17 protein-coding genes are annotated in these 16,929 nt (G+C 41.6%); 14 read left to right on the top strand and 3 right to left on the bottom strand.

What is annotated here, in order from left to right:
* Positions 1 to 377: 377 nt before the first annotated feature.
* From flgN to flgA, 3 genes are all read right to left on the bottom strand, one after another.
* Entirely contained in the window at positions 378 to 809 is a 432-nt protein-coding gene (gene flgN / locus CWC17_RS05580; RefSeq protein WP_055016782.1) for a flagellar protein FlgN, read from the bottom strand.
* Positions 802 to 1,125 (bottom strand): flagellar biosynthesis anti-sigma factor FlgM, encoded by a 324-nt coding sequence (flgM, locus tag CWC17_RS05585; RefSeq protein ID WP_055016783.1) that lies wholly within the window; start codon positions 1,123 to 1,125, stop codon positions 802 to 804. Before flgM ends, flgN begins: the two co-directional genes overlap by 8 nt.
* Positions 1,126 to 1,201: 76 nt before the next feature.
* The gene (gene flgA, locus CWC17_RS05590) at positions 1,202 to 1,909 is read right to left on the bottom strand and encodes a flagellar basal body P-ring formation chaperone FlgA (RefSeq protein ID WP_138612317.1); all 708 of its coding nucleotides are present in this window, start codon (positions 1,907 to 1,909) and stop codon (positions 1,202 to 1,204) included.
* A gap of 140 nt (positions 1,910 to 2,049) precedes the next feature.
* Between flgA and CWC17_RS05595 the strand changes: the two genes are divergently transcribed.
* The 14 genes from CWC17_RS05595 to CWC17_RS05660 all read left to right on the top strand — a co-directional run bounded on the left by CWC17_RS05595 (position 2,050) and on the right by CWC17_RS05660 (position 16,687).
* On the top strand, positions 2,050 to 2,982 hold the full coding sequence (locus tag CWC17_RS05595; protein ID WP_004588013.1) for a chemotaxis protein CheV: 933 nt from the start codon (positions 2,050 to 2,052) through the stop codon (positions 2,980 to 2,982).
* Positions 2,983 to 3,003: 21 nt separating this feature from the next.
* Entirely contained in the window at positions 3,004 to 3,834 is an 831-nt protein-coding gene (locus CWC17_RS05600; RefSeq protein ID WP_055016785.1) for a CheR family methyltransferase, read from the top strand.
* A gap of 144 nt (positions 3,835 to 3,978) precedes the next feature.
* Positions 3,979 to 4,386 (top strand): flagellar basal body rod protein FlgB, encoded by a 408-nt coding sequence (gene flgB / locus CWC17_RS05605; RefSeq protein ID WP_029773927.1) that lies wholly within the window; start codon positions 3,979 to 3,981, stop codon positions 4,384 to 4,386.
* 5 nt (positions 4,387 to 4,391) lie between these two features.
* Positions 4,392 to 4,823: a flagellar basal body rod protein FlgC gene (flgC, locus tag CWC17_RS05610; RefSeq protein ID WP_004588016.1), complete on the top strand. Its 432-nt coding sequence runs from the start codon at positions 4,392 to 4,394 to the stop codon at positions 4,821 to 4,823.
* Between the two features lie 13 nt (positions 4,824 to 4,836).
* On the top strand, positions 4,837 to 5,517 hold the full coding sequence (locus tag CWC17_RS05615; protein WP_055016786.1) for a flagellar hook assembly protein FlgD: 681 nt from the start codon (positions 4,837 to 4,839) through the stop codon (positions 5,515 to 5,517).
* A gap of 58 nt (positions 5,518 to 5,575) precedes the next feature.
* Positions 5,576 to 6,946, top strand: a complete 1,371-nt coding sequence (gene flgE / locus CWC17_RS05620) for a flagellar hook protein FlgE (protein ID WP_138540805.1) — start codon at positions 5,576 to 5,578, stop codon at positions 6,944 to 6,946.
* A 176-nt stretch (positions 6,947 to 7,122) separates the two neighbouring features.
* Positions 7,123 to 7,866 carry a flagellar basal body rod protein FlgF gene (locus CWC17_RS05625; RefSeq protein WP_055018049.1) on the top strand — a complete coding sequence of 248 codons (744 nt, stop codon included), beginning with the start codon at positions 7,123 to 7,125 and terminating at the stop codon, positions 7,864 to 7,866.
* Between the two features lie 21 nt (positions 7,867 to 7,887).
* On the top strand, positions 7,888 to 8,676 hold the full coding sequence (gene flgG / locus CWC17_RS05630; RefSeq protein ID WP_004588020.1) for a flagellar basal-body rod protein FlgG: 789 nt from the start codon (positions 7,888 to 7,890) through the stop codon (positions 8,674 to 8,676).
* A gap of 20 nt (positions 8,677 to 8,696) precedes the next feature.
* Positions 8,697 to 9,380: a flagellar basal body L-ring protein FlgH gene (gene flgH, locus CWC17_RS05635; protein WP_055016789.1), complete on the top strand. Its 684-nt coding sequence runs from the start codon at positions 8,697 to 8,699 to the stop codon at positions 9,378 to 9,380.
* An 11-nt stretch (positions 9,381 to 9,391) separates the two neighbouring features.
* The gene (locus CWC17_RS05640; RefSeq protein ID WP_055016790.1) at positions 9,392 to 10,486 is read left to right on the top strand and encodes a flagellar basal body P-ring protein FlgI; all 1,095 of its coding nucleotides are present in this window, start codon (positions 9,392 to 9,394) and stop codon (positions 10,484 to 10,486) included.
* A 124-nt stretch (positions 10,487 to 10,610) separates the two neighbouring features.
* Positions 10,611 to 11,627, top strand: a complete 1,017-nt coding sequence (gene flgJ / locus CWC17_RS05645; protein WP_138612318.1) for a flagellar assembly peptidoglycan hydrolase FlgJ — start codon at positions 10,611 to 10,613, stop codon at positions 11,625 to 11,627.
* A gap of 1 nt (position 11,628) precedes the next feature.
* Positions 11,629 to 13,635, top strand: coding sequence for a flagellar hook-associated protein FlgK (gene flgK, locus CWC17_RS05650; protein WP_138540807.1), 2,007 nt, complete (start codon positions 11,629 to 11,631; stop codon positions 13,633 to 13,635).
* Positions 13,636 to 13,637: 2 nt separating this feature from the next.
* Entirely contained in the window at positions 13,638 to 14,906 is a 1,269-nt protein-coding gene (gene flgL / locus CWC17_RS05655) for a flagellar hook-associated protein FlgL (protein WP_138540808.1), read from the top strand.
* A 275-nt stretch (positions 14,907 to 15,181) separates the two neighbouring features.
* Positions 15,182 to 16,687, top strand: a complete 1,506-nt coding sequence (locus CWC17_RS05660; protein ID WP_138540809.1) for a flagellin — start codon at positions 15,182 to 15,184, stop codon at positions 16,685 to 16,687.
* The last annotated feature ends 242 nt before the right edge of the window (positions 16,688 to 16,929 follow it).

The raw sequence follows: 16,929 nt of genomic DNA on the forward strand, positions 1-16,929 counted from the left end.
AAATCATTTTGTGGGGCTAAACGTGTCGTTATCAGCGTTAAAAATTCTCATTTAGAACAACTAAATAGCGAATTTTTTACCTAGCTAACAACACGTTTTTCCAGCCTCAAAGGAGATCACTTAATTAAGCGGATTGGTATAAATGGAGTAACCACTTCAGTTAAATGACTGAAGTGGGGCACTAATACTCATTTTATTAAAAGGTGGTTTGTTTTACCTGAGAAACTTATAATGCTGTTAGCGTTTTATTTAGCACGTTATAAAGGCTAAATATTTAAGACAACTGGTATTGTTTGGGTTAAATAGTAAACCTAAAAAAGCCCTTATTGAGACTTCAGTAAGGGCTTTTTCAATAAATTTGGATAAAGTAAAAGCAGTTAAGCTTTTAGATTACGTACCAGCTTACTGTCGGTATTAACCACGCTACCGCCTTGGTCGTAAGTCATACTAGTTGGGGCGCCTATTAAAATATCTTTAAGCTGTTTTACACTTAAGTGCGCTTGGCGGGCAGCGTGCGAGTTTACTTTATTTTGTTTTTGGCACTGCGCTAACTGCGCCTTAACTTGCGCTACTCGCTCAGTTACTTCAGGGGCATTTTCATCATTTGCAGCAAAAAGTTTATTCAACTCTTTATCAAGCTGCGTAAGCTTAGTTAAAAAAGACATTTTTTGTTGGGCAAGTTCTTTTAAACCTTCACCTCTACGAGAGGCAATAATACTAAGCTCTTCGTTTAACAGCGCATGTAACGAATCTAAGCAATTCACTTGTTCATTTAATTTAACGCTAATTAAACTATTGTGATCAGCCATATACGTTAAACTCAAAATCCGCTAAGTTTTTGGTCAGCTTTTCAGCATCGATTTGGTATTTACCTTCGGTAATCGCTTTTTTAAGCTCAGCAACTTTTTCACTGTCAAAGCCAGAAGACTGCTGCGCTTTATCTTGCAGTGTTTTTAACTGCTGTGCTTGTGGTGTTAGACTCACTGAGTCACTCGCAGCTTTCGGCGAAGGGGTGGGTGCTGTTTGTGTACTTGCAGCATTATCTTTTTTAATATCAACTTGTTGCTGTTTAGCGTTTGTAAGCGCATTAGCTTGTTGATTACTGCCATTAACTTGATTAACCATAATAATAAACCTGTATATTACCCAACTTATGCCAAGTTATCGGCATATACATAGGATACTTTAGTATAAATCGAAATTAAATATTAACTTGCACAGACTCTACACCATCTACGCGTGCATTCAAAATTTTACCGGACTTTTTATTCTTAATCTGAACTTGTTCACCTAAAGTGCCATCTTCAAGTGCTATACCTGTTGTTTTTATCCTAAGTCCTTTAATACTCGCATAAATATTTACGGCATCGCCCTTACAAACCATGCAAATTTGATTAAGTAAAACGGGCATACCGCTGCGTATATTTCGTTTACTGCGGCTGCCAATAAGCATTAAAGGGTCATCTAAATATTGAACTCTAACAAATTGTGAAGGCTTCATTTGTACACTTAAATGAGACTCAGTAATAACCTCCCCACGGGCCAGGTTTGCCGTGGCAACCACAACGGGTGCCATTTTTACTATTCTTACATGAACATACTGAGTCCAGCTTTGCGCATCGTTACACTTTATTTGTACAGTCACCTGACGTGTAAATGGCGGCTCATTTGGCACAACCAACTCTGGGTCATTTTCGCACACTCTATCAGGAATACGGCTATCAAGCGCAAGCGCGGTGATCTCCACATTTTTCTCAAGAGGTACGGTAACTTGTTCAGCAATATGAGAAATTGCAATTTGTTGTAATAAATCTTTACTAAACACTTTTGCATGCAAAGGTGTTGCTAAGCAGAGGCTAGCAAGAAAATAAAAAACACTGTATCTTCTGACTTTTTTTAACAAACTCATAATGTTTCGACTATGCTTATGGTTTCAAACAGGGTATAAATATTTTGCGTCAAACTTTAGACGCTCCCGCGATGTTATGTAGCTTTATAAACAGAAAGCAATTATCGTTCCGCATTACTTGTTTTCTTTAGGAGATTTGAATGGCAGGCATTTTAGACTCAGTAAACCAGCGCACCCAGTTGGTTGGGCAGAACCGCCTAGAATTACTATTATTTAAGCTCAGAGGGCGTCAGCGTTTTGGGATCAATGTATTTAAAGTAAGAGAAGTACTGCAATGTCCCCCTTTAACGAGTATGCCAAAATCAAATGCATACATTCGGGGAGTTGCGCATATTCGTGGTCAAACTATTTCAGTTATCGACTTATCTATGGCCGTAGGCGGCCGCCCGATTGAAAATGTAAAAGACAGCTTCATTATAATTGCAGAATACAATCGTTCTGTGCAGGGCTTTTTAGTCGGCGGCGTTGAGCGAATTGTTAACATGAACTGGGAAAAAATAATGCCACCCCCGTCGGGTGCAGGGCGTTATTCTTATCTAACGGCTGTTACCGAAATTGAAAACGAATTAGTCGAAATTCTCGATGTAGAAAAAATCTTAAACGAAATTTGCCCGGTAAATACAGAGGTTAGTGCAGATCTGGCGGCCGATAGTGCTATACAAAAAGACTTAGGCGAGCGTATTGTATTTATTGCCGACGATTCAGCCGTGGCTCGTAACCAAGTAAAAAGAGCACTCGAGCCGCTTGGCGTGCAAACCGAGCTTGCAAAAAATGGTAAAGAGGCTTTAGTTAGGCTTAAAGAAATCGCCGAGCTTGATTGTAAAAATGATATTACTGAGCGTGTAGGTTTACTTATCTCTGATGTTGAAATGCCTGAAATGGACGGCTATACATTAACAGCAGAAATTAAAGCTGACCCTAAATTAGCTCCCCTACATGTTATTTTACACACTTCTTTGAGTGGTGTATTTAATCAGGCGATGATCGAAAAAGTCGGCGCGGATGACTTTATAGCAAAATTTAACCCAGATGAATTGGCAACAGCAGTTAAAAAATGGGTTCATTGTGATTAAGCAACAATAGGTGTTAATAATTTGAATAATAAAGATTTGCAGCAAAGTGACTACGATCAGTTCCGCTCTTTTTTAGAGCAGCAATGTGGTATTGTGCTAGGCGAAAACAAGCAATATTTAGTAAAAAGTCGGCTTGCTCCGCTTATGGCTCGTTTTAATGTTGAATCTTTATCACAGTTAGTGAGTAAAACGCTTGCCCCCCATGAGCGGCAACTTAGAGCCGCAGTGGTTGACGCCATGACCACAAATGAAACATTGTGGTTTAGGGATCAATACCCATTTGAGCTGTTAAAAAATAAACTCTTTCCTGAGTTCAAAGACACTCGCCGGCCAGTAAAAATTTGGTCAGCGGCCAGCTCTTCAGGTCAAGAGCCATATTCTATTGCCATGTCGGTTGCTGAGTTTCAAGCGCAGCAGCCGGGTGTGCTGCGTATGGGCGCACAAATTATTGGTACTGATATTTCCAATACAATGCTCGATATGTGTAAAAACGCTGAATATGATGCGCTGGCATTAGCGCGAGGGCTCTCAGCAGAACGCCGTAAAAAGTACTTTATGGATAGCGGCAATGGAATGGCAAAAGTTGTCGATTCAGTCAGAAAGCAGGTGAGCTTTAGACATTTAAACTTGCTCGACTCTTATGCCTTAATGGGCAAGTTCGATATTATTTTTTGCCGCAACGTACTTATTTATTTTTCACCAGAGGTTAAAGCAAAAATTATTAGCCAGTTTGCCCAAGCACTAAACCCAAAAGGGTACTTGTTTTTAGGTGCATCAGAGTCAATGACTGGCTTAAGTAACGAGTTCGACATGGTTCGTTGTAACCCCGGAATCATCTACCAAAAAAAATAACGCCTCTTCCTTCCCATTAAAAAACGACGCTTTGTGCGTCGTTTTTTTCTTTAATAACAAACTCCTATAAAAAAGTAACCTTATTCAAAACTACTGGCTTATTAATTGCTTTAACTTAGTTAAGTCAATTTTTTGGAGAATGTTATGGCTATCAGTTTTGATAAAGCATTAGGTGTCCATCCGCATGCGATGTTGATCCGCTCACAGCGGGCAGAAGTGCTTGCCACAAATATAGCGAATGCTGATACGCCTGGCTATAAAGCAAAAGATATTGACTTTGCCTCTGCATTAAAAGCGGCAAGGTCAACTCAGCAAAGCGGCAATAGCATGGTCACAACCAATGAAAAACACATTGCTGGCGGCACTCGCAGCGTAGGTGGTTCTGAGTTATTTCGCACTCCAAATCAAGGAGATACAGGCGATGGTAACTCAGTTGATATACAGGTGGAACGAAACTTGTATACACAGAATGCGATGGAGTATCAGGCAAGCCTGCAATTTTTAAGTAGTAAATTTAAGGGCCTGAATAAAGCGCTCGGTAGTCAAGGGTAATAATTATGAGTTTATATAATGTTTTTGATATTTCAGGCAGTGGTATGAGTGCGCAAAATGTGCGCCTAAATACTACCGCGAGTAATATTTCGAATGCTAATACAATAAGTTCATCCCAAGACAAAACATACCGAGCTCGCCAACCTGTATTTGCTGCCGAGCTGACTAAAGCGTCTGCCTCAGCCAGCAACCCTCAGGGCTCCGCTGTTGGTGTTAAAGTGTTGGGAATTGTTGAGAGTAACAAACCACTACAAATTGAATATAACCCTAATCACCCAAGTGCGGATGAAAATGGCTATATCTATAAACCCAACGTTAATGTTGTTGAGGAGATGGCAAATATGATCTCTGCCTCTCGCTCATATCAAACAAACGTGCAAGTTGCCGATGCAGCTAAGCAAATGTTAAGCAAAACGCTGTTACTTGGGCAGCGATAACCGAGGGTAGGTTATGAGTAACGATATTAGTACTAGTTCATCTTTTATGGACTCGATTACTTGGCAAGAGACTCAAGTAGCGACTTCCACTGAAGAGAGCGATGCGTTAACACAGGAAGATTTTTTCTCGTTGCTAACTCAGCAGCTATCGTATCAGGATCCGAGTAATCCGGCTGATAACGATCAAATGATTGCGCAAATGACTAATTTTACCATGGCGCAAGGTATCACAGATTTAAACACAAATTTTGAGTCGCTTGCCTCTTCAATGACTTCAAACTCTGCTCTACAAGCATCAACCCTGGTTGGTAAACAGGCGCTTTTAGAATCTAATACGCTTGAACTTGGTGAAAGTGGCGAGGCAAAAGGGTCGGCAGTTGCTGAAGAAGCCGTTGATAATTTAAAAATTAAAGTCACAGATGCCTCTGGGCAACTGGTTAGAACTATCGATATGGGTTCGCAAGCAGCGGGTGCTGTGCGCTTTAGTTGGGATGGGAATAATGAATCTGGCGAACGCCTACCAGAGGGCGAATACACGATTACTGCAGAGGGCAGTACCAACGGCGAGTTTTCAAGCTTACCGGTAGCCACATTCAAAAATATTGAAAGCGTTAATATCAACGGCTCTAGTGGCATTATTATTAACACCAAAGAGGGTGCGGTTAGGTTGACAGATGTCGCAGAGATCGCATAACCATTTAAAAGTATTTCGCCTGCTAGCAGGCTATTAGATTAAAAGTTAGAGGTGAATTATGAGCTTTAATATCGCACTTACAGGCCTAGCTGCCGCTCAAAAAGACTTAGACGTAACAGCAAATAATATTGCTAACGTAAATACCACTGGTTTTAAAGAATCGCGGGCTGAATTTGCTGATGTATATGCTGCATCTGTGTTTAGCGCAGGTAAAACCAAAAATGGTGATGGTGTGCAAACAACTATGGTTGCACAGCAATTTCATCAAGGCTCACTGCAATTTACTAACAACTCGTTAGACTTAGCGATTACCGGCGAAGGTTACTTTGCAATGACCGATGATATTTCGTCGCAAGATTTAACCTATACTCGTGCAGGTGCATTTAAGCTAAATCAAGACAATTTTATGGTTGACGCCAAAGGTAATTACTTACAAGCTTTTCCGGTTGATGCATCAAGTGGGGACACCACATCGGTAAGTCTAAGTACAACTAACCCAATTCAAATTCCTGATTCATCTGGTTCGCCTCGTGCTACGGAAAACGTATTTTTGTCATTTAATTTAGATGCAACAGCAGATGCTACAGGCCTTGCTTTTGACCCTACATCAAATGGTACGTATAACTCGTCAACGTCTACAACCGTTTACGACTCATTAGGTGAGCCGCATATTCTTCAGTACTTTTTTGTTAAAGAAGAAGACGCTGCTGCAGGTGGTACTGATAACAGCTGGGAGGTATACGCCACCTTAGATGGGAAAGTTGTAGATGGTACATCAGGTGCAGAACAAACAACTACACCTTATACACCGATAGCTACACTTGGCTTCGACTCTAGTGGTTTACCTGCAACAACCAACGGTATAGCAAATACTAACGCTACAACATTTGACGAAATTAATTTACCGGCAGGTGCAGGCACTGGTTTATCGTCAATGCTTGATAACGGCGCGACATTTCCAAGCACGGGTATTGAGTTAAATTGGCGCGATGAAAATAACACAGCAGGACGTATTCCCACTCAGTACTCAAGTGGTTTTGAAGTAAAAGCCCTTGACCAAGATGGCTCTACAGTCGGTCGTTTAGCGGGTATTGATATTGGTACAGACGGTAAAATTGTGGCCTCGTACAGTAATGGTGATTCAACCTACTTAGGGCAAGTGGCTATGGTACGTTTTCCAAACTCACAAGGTTTATCGCAAGTAGGCGATACCAGCTGGAAGCAAAGTATTGACTCTGGCGAGCCGGTAGCCGGTGAAGCAGGCTCGGGTACTTTTGGTAGTATTAATTCATCTGCACTTGAGCAATCAAATACCAACTTAACAAACGAATTAGTTGATTTGATTACCGCTCAACGTAACTACCAAGCAAACTCTCGAGCGCTTGAAGTTAACTCAACAATTCAGCAAAGTATTTTGCAGATTCGATAAGTTAACCTTATTTTTGGTTAAGATTTTAAGGCTGCATTTTTGCAGCCTTTTTTATACCTAATACCACAAAAATAGCCTAGCTGAACCGTTCAATACCTTTCTTATATTGCGTCAAATTTAATCTGGCATCTATTTTGCATTTATCAACTCAGAGATTTTTTATGTGAGTCGATGTTATGGACAAAATGGTCTACATTGCGGCCTCTGGCGCTAAGCAAAGCCTACAGGGGCTTGCACTTAAAGCCAATAATTTGGCAAACGCAAATACCACAGGTTTTAAAGCTGACTTCGCGCAAGCGCGTTCTATGCAAGCATTCGGCGAGGGCTTGCCGACCCGAGTGTTTTCTATGCAAGAGCGACCTGGTTCTAACATGACCTCTGGCGGCATAATAGAAACAGGGCGAGATTTAGACATTGCCATGAGCGATAACGCCTGGCTCGCTGTTCAAGATGAGTCAGGGAATGAAGCCTACACTAAAGTCGGTACGCTGAACATTACTGCACAAGGCATGTTAGTAACGAGCCATGGTCGTCAAGTTATTGGCGAAGGTGGCCCCGTAATTCTACCTGTCCCTATTGAAAAAATAAGCTTTAGTGCAGATGGCGCCATTCAGGTTCGCCCGCAAGGCGCACCAGCCAATTTTTTAGAAGAAGTAGACACGCTACGTGTTGTTGAAGGAAACAGCAGGCAGCTTGAAAAAGGTAACGATGGTTTATTTAGACCAGTACCTGGGCAAACCGTTGATACCTCTGAAAATGTAAAAGTATTAAGTGGTGCACTGGAAATGTCTAACGTTAATCCAGTTCACGAAATGGTCGATATGATCAACCACCAACGTCAATTTGAGTTACAAGTAAAACTAATGAAAACAGCTGAAGAGATTGACGAACGTCAAGATCAGTTGATGCGCATAGTTTAACTTTAAAATGAGGGCATACTTATGAATCCTGCATTGTGGATAAGTAAAACAGGGCTAGACGCTCAACAAACTGATATTTCAGTTATTTCAAATAATTTGGCGAATGCCAGTACCGTAGGTTACAAAAAGAGCCGCGCTATTTTTGAAGATTTACTGTATCAAAACATCAACCAACCTGGCGGGCGATCATCACAAGATACTGAGTTACCATCAGGCCTAATGCTTGGTGCCGGTGCAAAAGTGGTTGCTAACCAAAAAGAGTTTACGCAAGGCAATATGCTTACCACTGAAAACTCACTTGATTGGATGATCTCAGGCGAAGGCTTTTTTGAAGTGTTGCAACCTGATGGCAATATTGCCTATTCGCGTAATGGACAATTTACTACCGATGAAGACGGCCGCATTGTTACTTCAGGCGCTGGCTTTGTTGTTCAGCCCGAAATGAATGTTCCCGATGATGCGCAATCAATTACGGTTTCTCAAGATGGTGAAGTATCTGTACGTGTTGCAGGGCAAGCCGATAATGTGGTGATTGGTCAGCTAACAATTAGCGACTTTATTAATCCATCTGGTCTTGAGCCAATTGGTCAAAACCTTTACACCGAAACGGCTGTTAGTGGTGCGCCTGTGCAAGGTAATCCAGGCGTAGAAGGGTTGGGTACTATTATTCAGGGTTCGCTTGAAACATCAAACGTTAATGTAACAGAAGAACTGGTAAACCTTATCGAAACACAACGTGTTTACGAAATGAATTCAAAAGTAATCTCAGCCGTTGACGAAATGATGAGCTACATCAATCAACAGTTATAATCGTGCACAAGGGGATAGTTATGCGTAAAGTTATTTTATTTGCTGCAGGCACCTTATTTTTAAGTGGCTGTGTTTCTACGCAAAATAGTGAAGTGGTTCAAGACGACCCATACTACGCACCCATGTACCCAGAGCCCGTAGCAGAGCCTGTTGTTGCAACAGGTTCGCTATTTAATACCAACACATTTAATGACCTGTATTCAGATAAAAAAGCGCTTAGAACAGGCGATATAATTACCGTTAAGCTTGAAGAGTCAACACAAGCTACAAAAGCCGCAAAAACTGAAACTGACAAAGAAACCGACGCCAGTTTGGACCCCATTATTGGATTAGGTGGCTTACCTGTCAATATAGGTGGCGACAGTATTCAGTTTGGTATTGGTAGTGATTCATCATTTACCGGTGACTCTAAATCAAATCAGTCGAACAGTTTAGTGGGTGATATTTCTGTAAATGTTATGCGTGTTTTACCCAATGGTAACTTAGTTATCCGTGGCGAAAAATGGCTAACACTTAACACTGGCGAAGAGTTTATTAGGCTCGAAGGGCTAGTTCGCCCGCAAGATGTAAGCGCCGATAACACGGTTGAGTCGAATAGAATTGCGAATGCCCGCATCCAGTATTCAGGAAAAGGGCAAACACAAGAGGCGCAAAGCCCAGGGTGGTTAACACGTTTCTTCAGTAGCTCGTTGTTTCCATTTTAAAGGATAGTAGTATGAAAAACATTAAAGCGTTTATTTTGATCATACTGCTAGGCTGGCAATTTTCTGCCAGCGCGGAACGAATAAAAGATGTTTCTATGGTTGAAGGGGTCCGTGCCAACCAATTGGTAGGCTATGGTTTAGTGGTGGGGCTACCTGGCACAGGGGAGCAAAACTCTTACACGCAACAAAGTTTTAGGGGCATGTTAAACAGTTTTGGTATTACCTTACCTTCAACGCAAAGCCCTAAAATTAAAAACGTAGCAGCAGTGGCAGTTCATGCTGAGCTGCCGCCGTTCAGAAAGCCAGGGCAAACAATTGATATTACGGTTTCCTCTATTGGCAGTGCAGGGAGTTTACGTGGCGGCACATTACTACAAACTTTCTTGAAAGGGGTTGATGGTAACGTATACGCCATAGCACAAGGCAGCTTAATAGTAGGGGGGTTAGGTGCACAAGGGCTTGATGGTAGCAAAGTAGTAATTAATACCCCAACCGTCGGCCGCGTACCAAACGGAGCTACTGTTGAGCGCGAAGTTAAAAGTCCTTTTATGCAAGGCGACTACATTACGTTTAACTTAAATCGTCCAGACTTTACTACTGCAAAACGTCTAGAAAAAACAATCAATGATTTAGTTGGTCCTAATAGTGCACAGGCGATTGATGCAGCCTCAGTACGCGTTATTGCCCCGCGTGATGCATCGCAAAGGGTGTCTTATTTATCAACGCTTGAAAACCTAGAGTTTAAGCCTGCTGACACCTCTGCAAAAATCATTGTTAACTCACGCACAGGCACAATTGTCATTGGCAAAAATGTGAAGTTACAGCCTGCGGCAATAACCCACGGCGGCCTAACAGTTACGATTGCTGAACAGCAAAATGTAACGCAGCCTAATCCTTTAGCAGAAGGCGAAACCGTCGTTACACAGCAAAGTATTATTGACGTTAACCAAGATGATTCCCGTGCGTTTGTATTTAACCCAGGCGTCAGCTTAGATGACTTAGTGCGTGCTATAAATGAAGTAGGTGCAGCACCTGGCGATTTAATGGCTATTTTAGAAGCCCTTAAAGAAGCGGGTGCAATTAACGGACAGCTTGTTGTTATTTAAATTATTAAAAGCTCGGTGTTACAACAATGTAGCCGAGCTTTTTTAATAAAACCTGCCTTTAAAATGCCTTTGGCTTAATTTTTGCATTTAACGAAGTATTATTCATTTTTGTGTCAAAAAGCTGATGGAAACAAATCACCTCGATAAGCAAAACTTTTTTGATTTAAGTAATCTTAATACTTTACGTCAAGACGCCTTAAACAGCGGTGATGCATCTACTGATGCCTCTAAAGCGGCGCTTAAAAAAGCAGCGGCACAATTTGAAGCTATTTTTACGCAGATGCTTCTAAAAGGCATGCGTAAAGCTAACGAAGCATTTGAAGATGAAGACAGCCCATTTAATTCTAGCGGCGTAAAGTTTTTTGAAGAAATGCACGATCAGCAGCTCTCTTCTGAGCTTTCATCAAATGGGTCTTTAGGCTTGGCTGATTTAATTGTGCAGCAGCTCTCTCCAGAGGCTGAAAACTTTATGCCTGGCTCAGTGTTAAGAACTACTAACGACTTTATCAGTGATAAACGCGCAGGCTCTGAACTACCCCACGAAAAACTGAATAGTGTTGAGCAAGTAAATAAAGACGACTTAGCCCTCAGCAGCGAAGCAACAGACACTAAAACCCCAACACAGCCTGTACAGCAACCGTCATTTAATAATGCTGGAGAGTTTGTGAGTGCAGTGTGGGAGCATGCCAAAACAGCGGCCGAAAAAATAGGTTTAAACCCTGCAGTGATGGTCGCTCAGGCGGCCCTTGAGACTGGTTGGGGCAAGCATATTATTAATAAAAGTGACGGTAATAGCTCAAATAACCTGTTTAATATTAAATCAGATAAAAGCTGGGAAGGCGACAAAGCAAGTAAAGTAACGCTTGAATTTGAGCAAGGCACGCCTGTTAAAAAGCAAGCAAGTTTTAGAGCTTATGATTCTATAAAAGAAAGCGTAAACGACTTTGTCGATTTTTTAACGCAAAACCCACGTTACGAAGAAGCATTACAAAAAACAGCACAGCCAAACGAATTTTTAGATTCGCTACAAAAAGCAGGCTATGCAACGGACCCTAATTACGCGAGCAAAATAAAAAAAGTGCTAAATAGTAGTGAGCTTAAAAATATTGCAACAAGCGCGTTTACCCAAGGAGTGAAGTAATATGTCGTTTAGTTTATTAAATATTGCCAGTTCAGGGGTGCGTTCAAGCTCTGAACTGTTGCAAACGACCAGTAAAAACATCACCAATGTAAACACCGAAGGCTACGTACGTGAGCGCACTGAATTTACCACTATGGTAGATAACCAAGTAGGGCGCGGCGAAACATATCGGTTATTGAACGAATTTGCCCAGTCGCAGTTAAACCGCGATACGTCAAATAAATCGTTTTTTGATCAATTCGTAACAGAAGCCAACCGTGTTGATACTATTTTTTCGGAAGAGTCTAACAACTTATCAACCGGCATTAATTCATTATTTAATAACGTGCAAGAGGCGCTAAATCAGCCGTCTTCATCAGTTGCTCGTTCACTCGTAATGACCGATGCGCAAAGTTTAGTTGATCAAATGGACAGGCTCTCAGGCATTGTGCTTGAGCAACAAGGTATAGTGAATGAGCAACTTGAGATTTTTTCTGAAGAAGCCAACTCGCTCATACAAAATATAAATACGTTAAACCAAGAAATTGCAGTCGTAAATGGTACTAATAACGCATCAGACGCGAGTTCTATTTATAACCAGCGCGACTTAGCTATTCGTGAATTATCAGAACTTGTAGATATAGAAACACTCGATGGCCCTAATGGCGAAAAACTCGTATTTATGGGCAGCGGTGAGTCTTTAGTTATGGAAAACGGTACATTTAACTTATTTTCTTTGTCGGGCGACCCCGATCCTAATTTTAAAGAATTGACGCTTGATGTTAATGGCGGCAAAGCCGTGCCGCTAGAGATAGATGCAAGCAAATTAAAAGGCAAAATTGGCGGCTTACTCGCATTTAGAGACGACATACTTGTGCCTGCACAAAACCAGATTGGCCAAATGGGATTGGCAATTGCAGATGCGTTCAACGAGCAAAATAAATTGGGTATGGATGCTAACGGCGAGCTAGGCGGTGATATATTTACCATACCTACTGTGGGTGCTTATGCATACCAAGCTAATACCGGCGGCGCCAGTTTAACTGCCACGCTTGAGGCCGGTAAAGGCAGTGAACTGCCTGCCAGCGACTTTATTGTTACTTATACCGCTAATGCAAATGAAGTGAGCATTCAGCCCGTTGATAATAAAGGGGAGCCGATAGGCAGCGCCTCTTTAGCGACGATACCGCCATCTGGAGTTATTGACTCAGACGACATTACAAGTGGGGAGTCGTTTGGTTTACAAATTAATGTAACGGGTACAGGTAATACTGGCGATCAGTTTCAAATTAAACTTAACTCTGAGGCGGCGACCAGTATTTCCCTTGCGACAAGCCGCGGTGAAGACTTAGCTCTGGCATCGCCTATTCGTACAGCTAACAGCATAGATAATGTAGGCACTGCTACTATTTCAGCTGGAGAAGTAACAAGCGTTACATCGGGTGGCTTTACCACCGCCCCTAGTTTAGCCAATGGTGATATCACTCTTGTTAAAACGGGCGCTGCAAATGAATACCAAATTACAGATGCAAATGGCACCACAACCTTTACTATAACGCCACCGGCAGAGGGTATACTGGCTCAGGCTGGTGCACCTTATAGCAACTATGGCTTTGACTTTGACATTGAAGGCACGCCAGCCACCGGAGACACTTTCACCCTTGAATTTAACGAAGGCGGCTTTGATGATAATCGTAATGGTTTAAAACTCGCTGATTTACAGAATGGCGAATTAGTGCGTAAAAATGTAGTGACAACAGCCACTGCCGACAATCACGACACATTTAACCAAGCCTATTCGGGGTTAGTGAGTGATATTGGTGTAGTCACTGGTCAAGCCATTACCAGTGCTAGTGCATTTGATGCATTAGCCCAGCAATCTGAAGCCTGGTATGAATCACTCTCGGGTGTAAACCTTGATGAAGAAGCAGCCAATTTACTACGTTTCCAACAATCATATTCGGCATCAGCTCAAGTACTAGCTGCGGCCCAAGAAGTTTTTGACACCTTATTAAGTGCGGCGAGGTAATTATGCGTTTATCAAATAACTTAATGTATCAAAACAACATTAATAAAATACTCGATAACCAACAAAGTGTTGCTAATGCACAAGAGCAAGTAACAACAGGTAAAAAATACTTAACTACCTCAGAAGCACCTGCCGCTATCTCGCAAGGAATGCTGTATTCAAATAAAATACAAACAAATGAGCAATATACTAAAAATATTGACCAATTAACTGGCCGTCTTGAGACTGAAGAAACCATCTTACAAAGTATAAATACCAATATCCAACAAGCGCAAGAGCTAGCGATTCAAGCAGGTAATGGTGTATATACTCAAGATGATTTAGAGTCAATCGCGGCTGAGCTGAGTGAAATACAAAAAACACTCGTCAATTTAATGAATACCCGCTCAGAAGACGGTAAGTTTATATTTTCAGGCTACCAAGACAGCACTCAACCCTATCAGTTTGACTCTACAACAGGTGAGTACACTTATAATGGGGATCAAGGCCAGCATGTTATAACCATTGCTGAAGGGGTGAGTATTAAATCAAGCGATAACGGCTTTGATACATTTGAAAAAAGCGATGCAAGGTTAGATGTTACAGATAATCAAGCTGCTATCCCGGTAACTACCCCTGCAAATAATATTACAGCGGGCACGGTTTATGTAGATGGTCAAACAGAGTTCGACCGTTTCCATCAAGATAATTACAATGCTGACCCAACCGCTGCGGCAACAGCGAACACGTATAATGTTATAATAACGCCAGGCGCTACCGCTAATGACCCCGATACTTATGAAATTTTGCGTGACGGTGTGTCGCTAAGCCCTGCACAAGTTGGCGAGGTAACGGATGAGCCAATCGATTTTGCTGGAATGAAAATCGAATTTGAAGGCGCAGCACCAGGCCAGCTTGATTTTACCCTCGAAAAGCCGCACAAAGAAAATGTGCTTAATACATTACAATCACTCATTACAGGGCTAAATGATGGCACACTGGATAACAATGATTTTCAGCAAGTGCTAGCTGATGGTGTAGTACAGCTTCAAAATGCAAGTGAGCAAGTCGTGTATACGCAAGCGAGCTTAGGCGGGCGTATGAATGCGGTTGAAAGTGTAAGCGACTCAAACCTTGCGCAAGATATTCAAAACAAAAGCAACCTTTCTGATCTAGTAGAAGTAGATATGGCAGAAGCTATTAGTGACCTCACTAAACAAGAAACCGCACTGCAAGCCTCGCAAGCCACATTTGGCCGTTTAACTAACCTTTCATTATTTGATTACTTGTAAATAAATTATAAGCAGAAATACCTTGCCGCTTTAGTTAGCATAAAGCGGCAAAAACCTCCCTCATTAGCGTGGCAATAATTTGTCACTTTAATACCTAAACATTTAACGCTTCGTTAACTCTCCAACACTTTTAAAAAAGTTACTTAAAAACAACCGCTTAAATGTTTTTTAAAGTTGGCACAGTAAATGCTTTTCTAATGATAAGAAATTATCGAATAGTGGTTCCTGTTAAAACGTGTTGAACCACACTCTGTTTAAACCTAGGAGATGGTCAAATGGCATTAACAGTAAATACTAATGTGTCGTCATTGAACGCACAACGTAACTTAACAAAATCTGGCGAAGGCCTAGCAACTTCAATGGAGCGTTTATCATCAGGTATGCGTATTAATAGCGCAAAAGATGATGCGGCGGGCTTACAAATTTCAAACCGCTTAACCTCTCAAATAAATGGTTTGTCAGTGGCTCAACGTAATGCCAATGATGGTATTTCAATGGCGCAAACCGCTGAAGGTGCGATGAGTGAGTCGACCAACATACTTCAGCGAATGCGTGAACTTGCGCTGCAAGCGGCTAATGGTTCAAACTCAGCAGAAGATAGAGAAGCACTGCAAAAAGAAGTATCAGCACTTCAGGTTGAGCTAACCCGTATTGCAGAAACCACCTCATTCGGTGGTCAACAGTTACTAGACGGTAGTTACGGTAGTAAAACTTTCCAAGTAGGCGCTAATGCTAACGAAACCATTAATGTATCACTTTCAAGCGTTGCAGCTGAAAAAATTGGGTCAAACCAATTAAATTTACAAGGTGTTGCAAATACAGGCTTTGGTACTGCCGTAGCGGCTGGCGCTACTGCACCTGCAAACTCAGTAGCTGCGGGTACATATACGATTTCAGGACGTGATGACTCAATAATTAATATTGAAGCAGGTACCACAGCAAAAGATGCTGCAGCTAAAATTAACCAAATGACAGGAACTACCGGCGTTACTGCGCAAGCGCGTACTGAGGCTGTTCTTGATATTGGTGGTGCAGCTACCGTTGCTGATGAAATAGTAAGCTTTGAGCTAAATGGCGAAAAAGTATCGTTTGTGGCCACTGCTAATGTAGACAGTGATGAGCAAGCAATGGCTGAAGCGATAAATGCGCGTACAGATGAGCATGGTGTTACAGCTGTAATTGAAAATGGCGTGCTAACTATCTCTAACAACCAAGGTGAAGACGTCGTAATCGAAGATTTTGAAACGACTGACGCTACAGGTACAGCGGTTGCTGCTACTTTAGATGTTACCGCGGCTTCATATAATGGTAACCCAGATACCGCAGTAACACTTACCAGTGGTACTGGTACAGACTCAACACGAGTAATGGGAAGTATTCAGCTTAATTCTGCAGAGGTGTTTACTGCTACTGCAGATGATACTTCTTTAGCTGCGACTATTAATGAGACCACCAGTAAGCTTGAAAATGCAGCTGATATTGATGTGACTACTCAAAAAGGCTCCCAAGATGCGCTTTCAATCATTGATAATGCAATAGCCAATATTGATGAGCAGCGTGCGGGATTAGGTGCTGTGCAAAACCGCTTTAGCTTTACAATTAACAACCTTGCAAACATTGAAGAAAATGTAACCGCATCGCGTAGCCGTATTCAAGACACCGATTTTGCTACGGAAACAGCAGAGATGACTAAAAACCAAATACTACAGCAGGCAGGTACATCAATCCTTTCGCAGGCAAACCAAGTACCACAGGCTGCGATTAGCTTGTTAGGTGGTTAGTAATAAACGCTATTAATAAAACTTATAAAAAAGCACATCTTGATAGGTGTGCTTTTTTTGTTTTTTGTCCAAAAATAGCACGCTGTACGTGAATAAAAAACTTTTTTAGGGGGAAGTGAATTTATTATTTCCTTTAAAATTAGTTGTTTATATTTATTTTATTAATAACTTTAAAAATAAATCAAAATAACGCTAAAGATAAATTTTCTCCTGCCGTTAACTTAACCAGTACAGAGCTTGAA

This window comes from Pseudoalteromonas sp. S3785 (assembly GCF_005887365.1).
Lineage (GTDB): Bacteria > Pseudomonadota > Gammaproteobacteria > Enterobacterales > Alteromonadaceae > Pseudoalteromonas.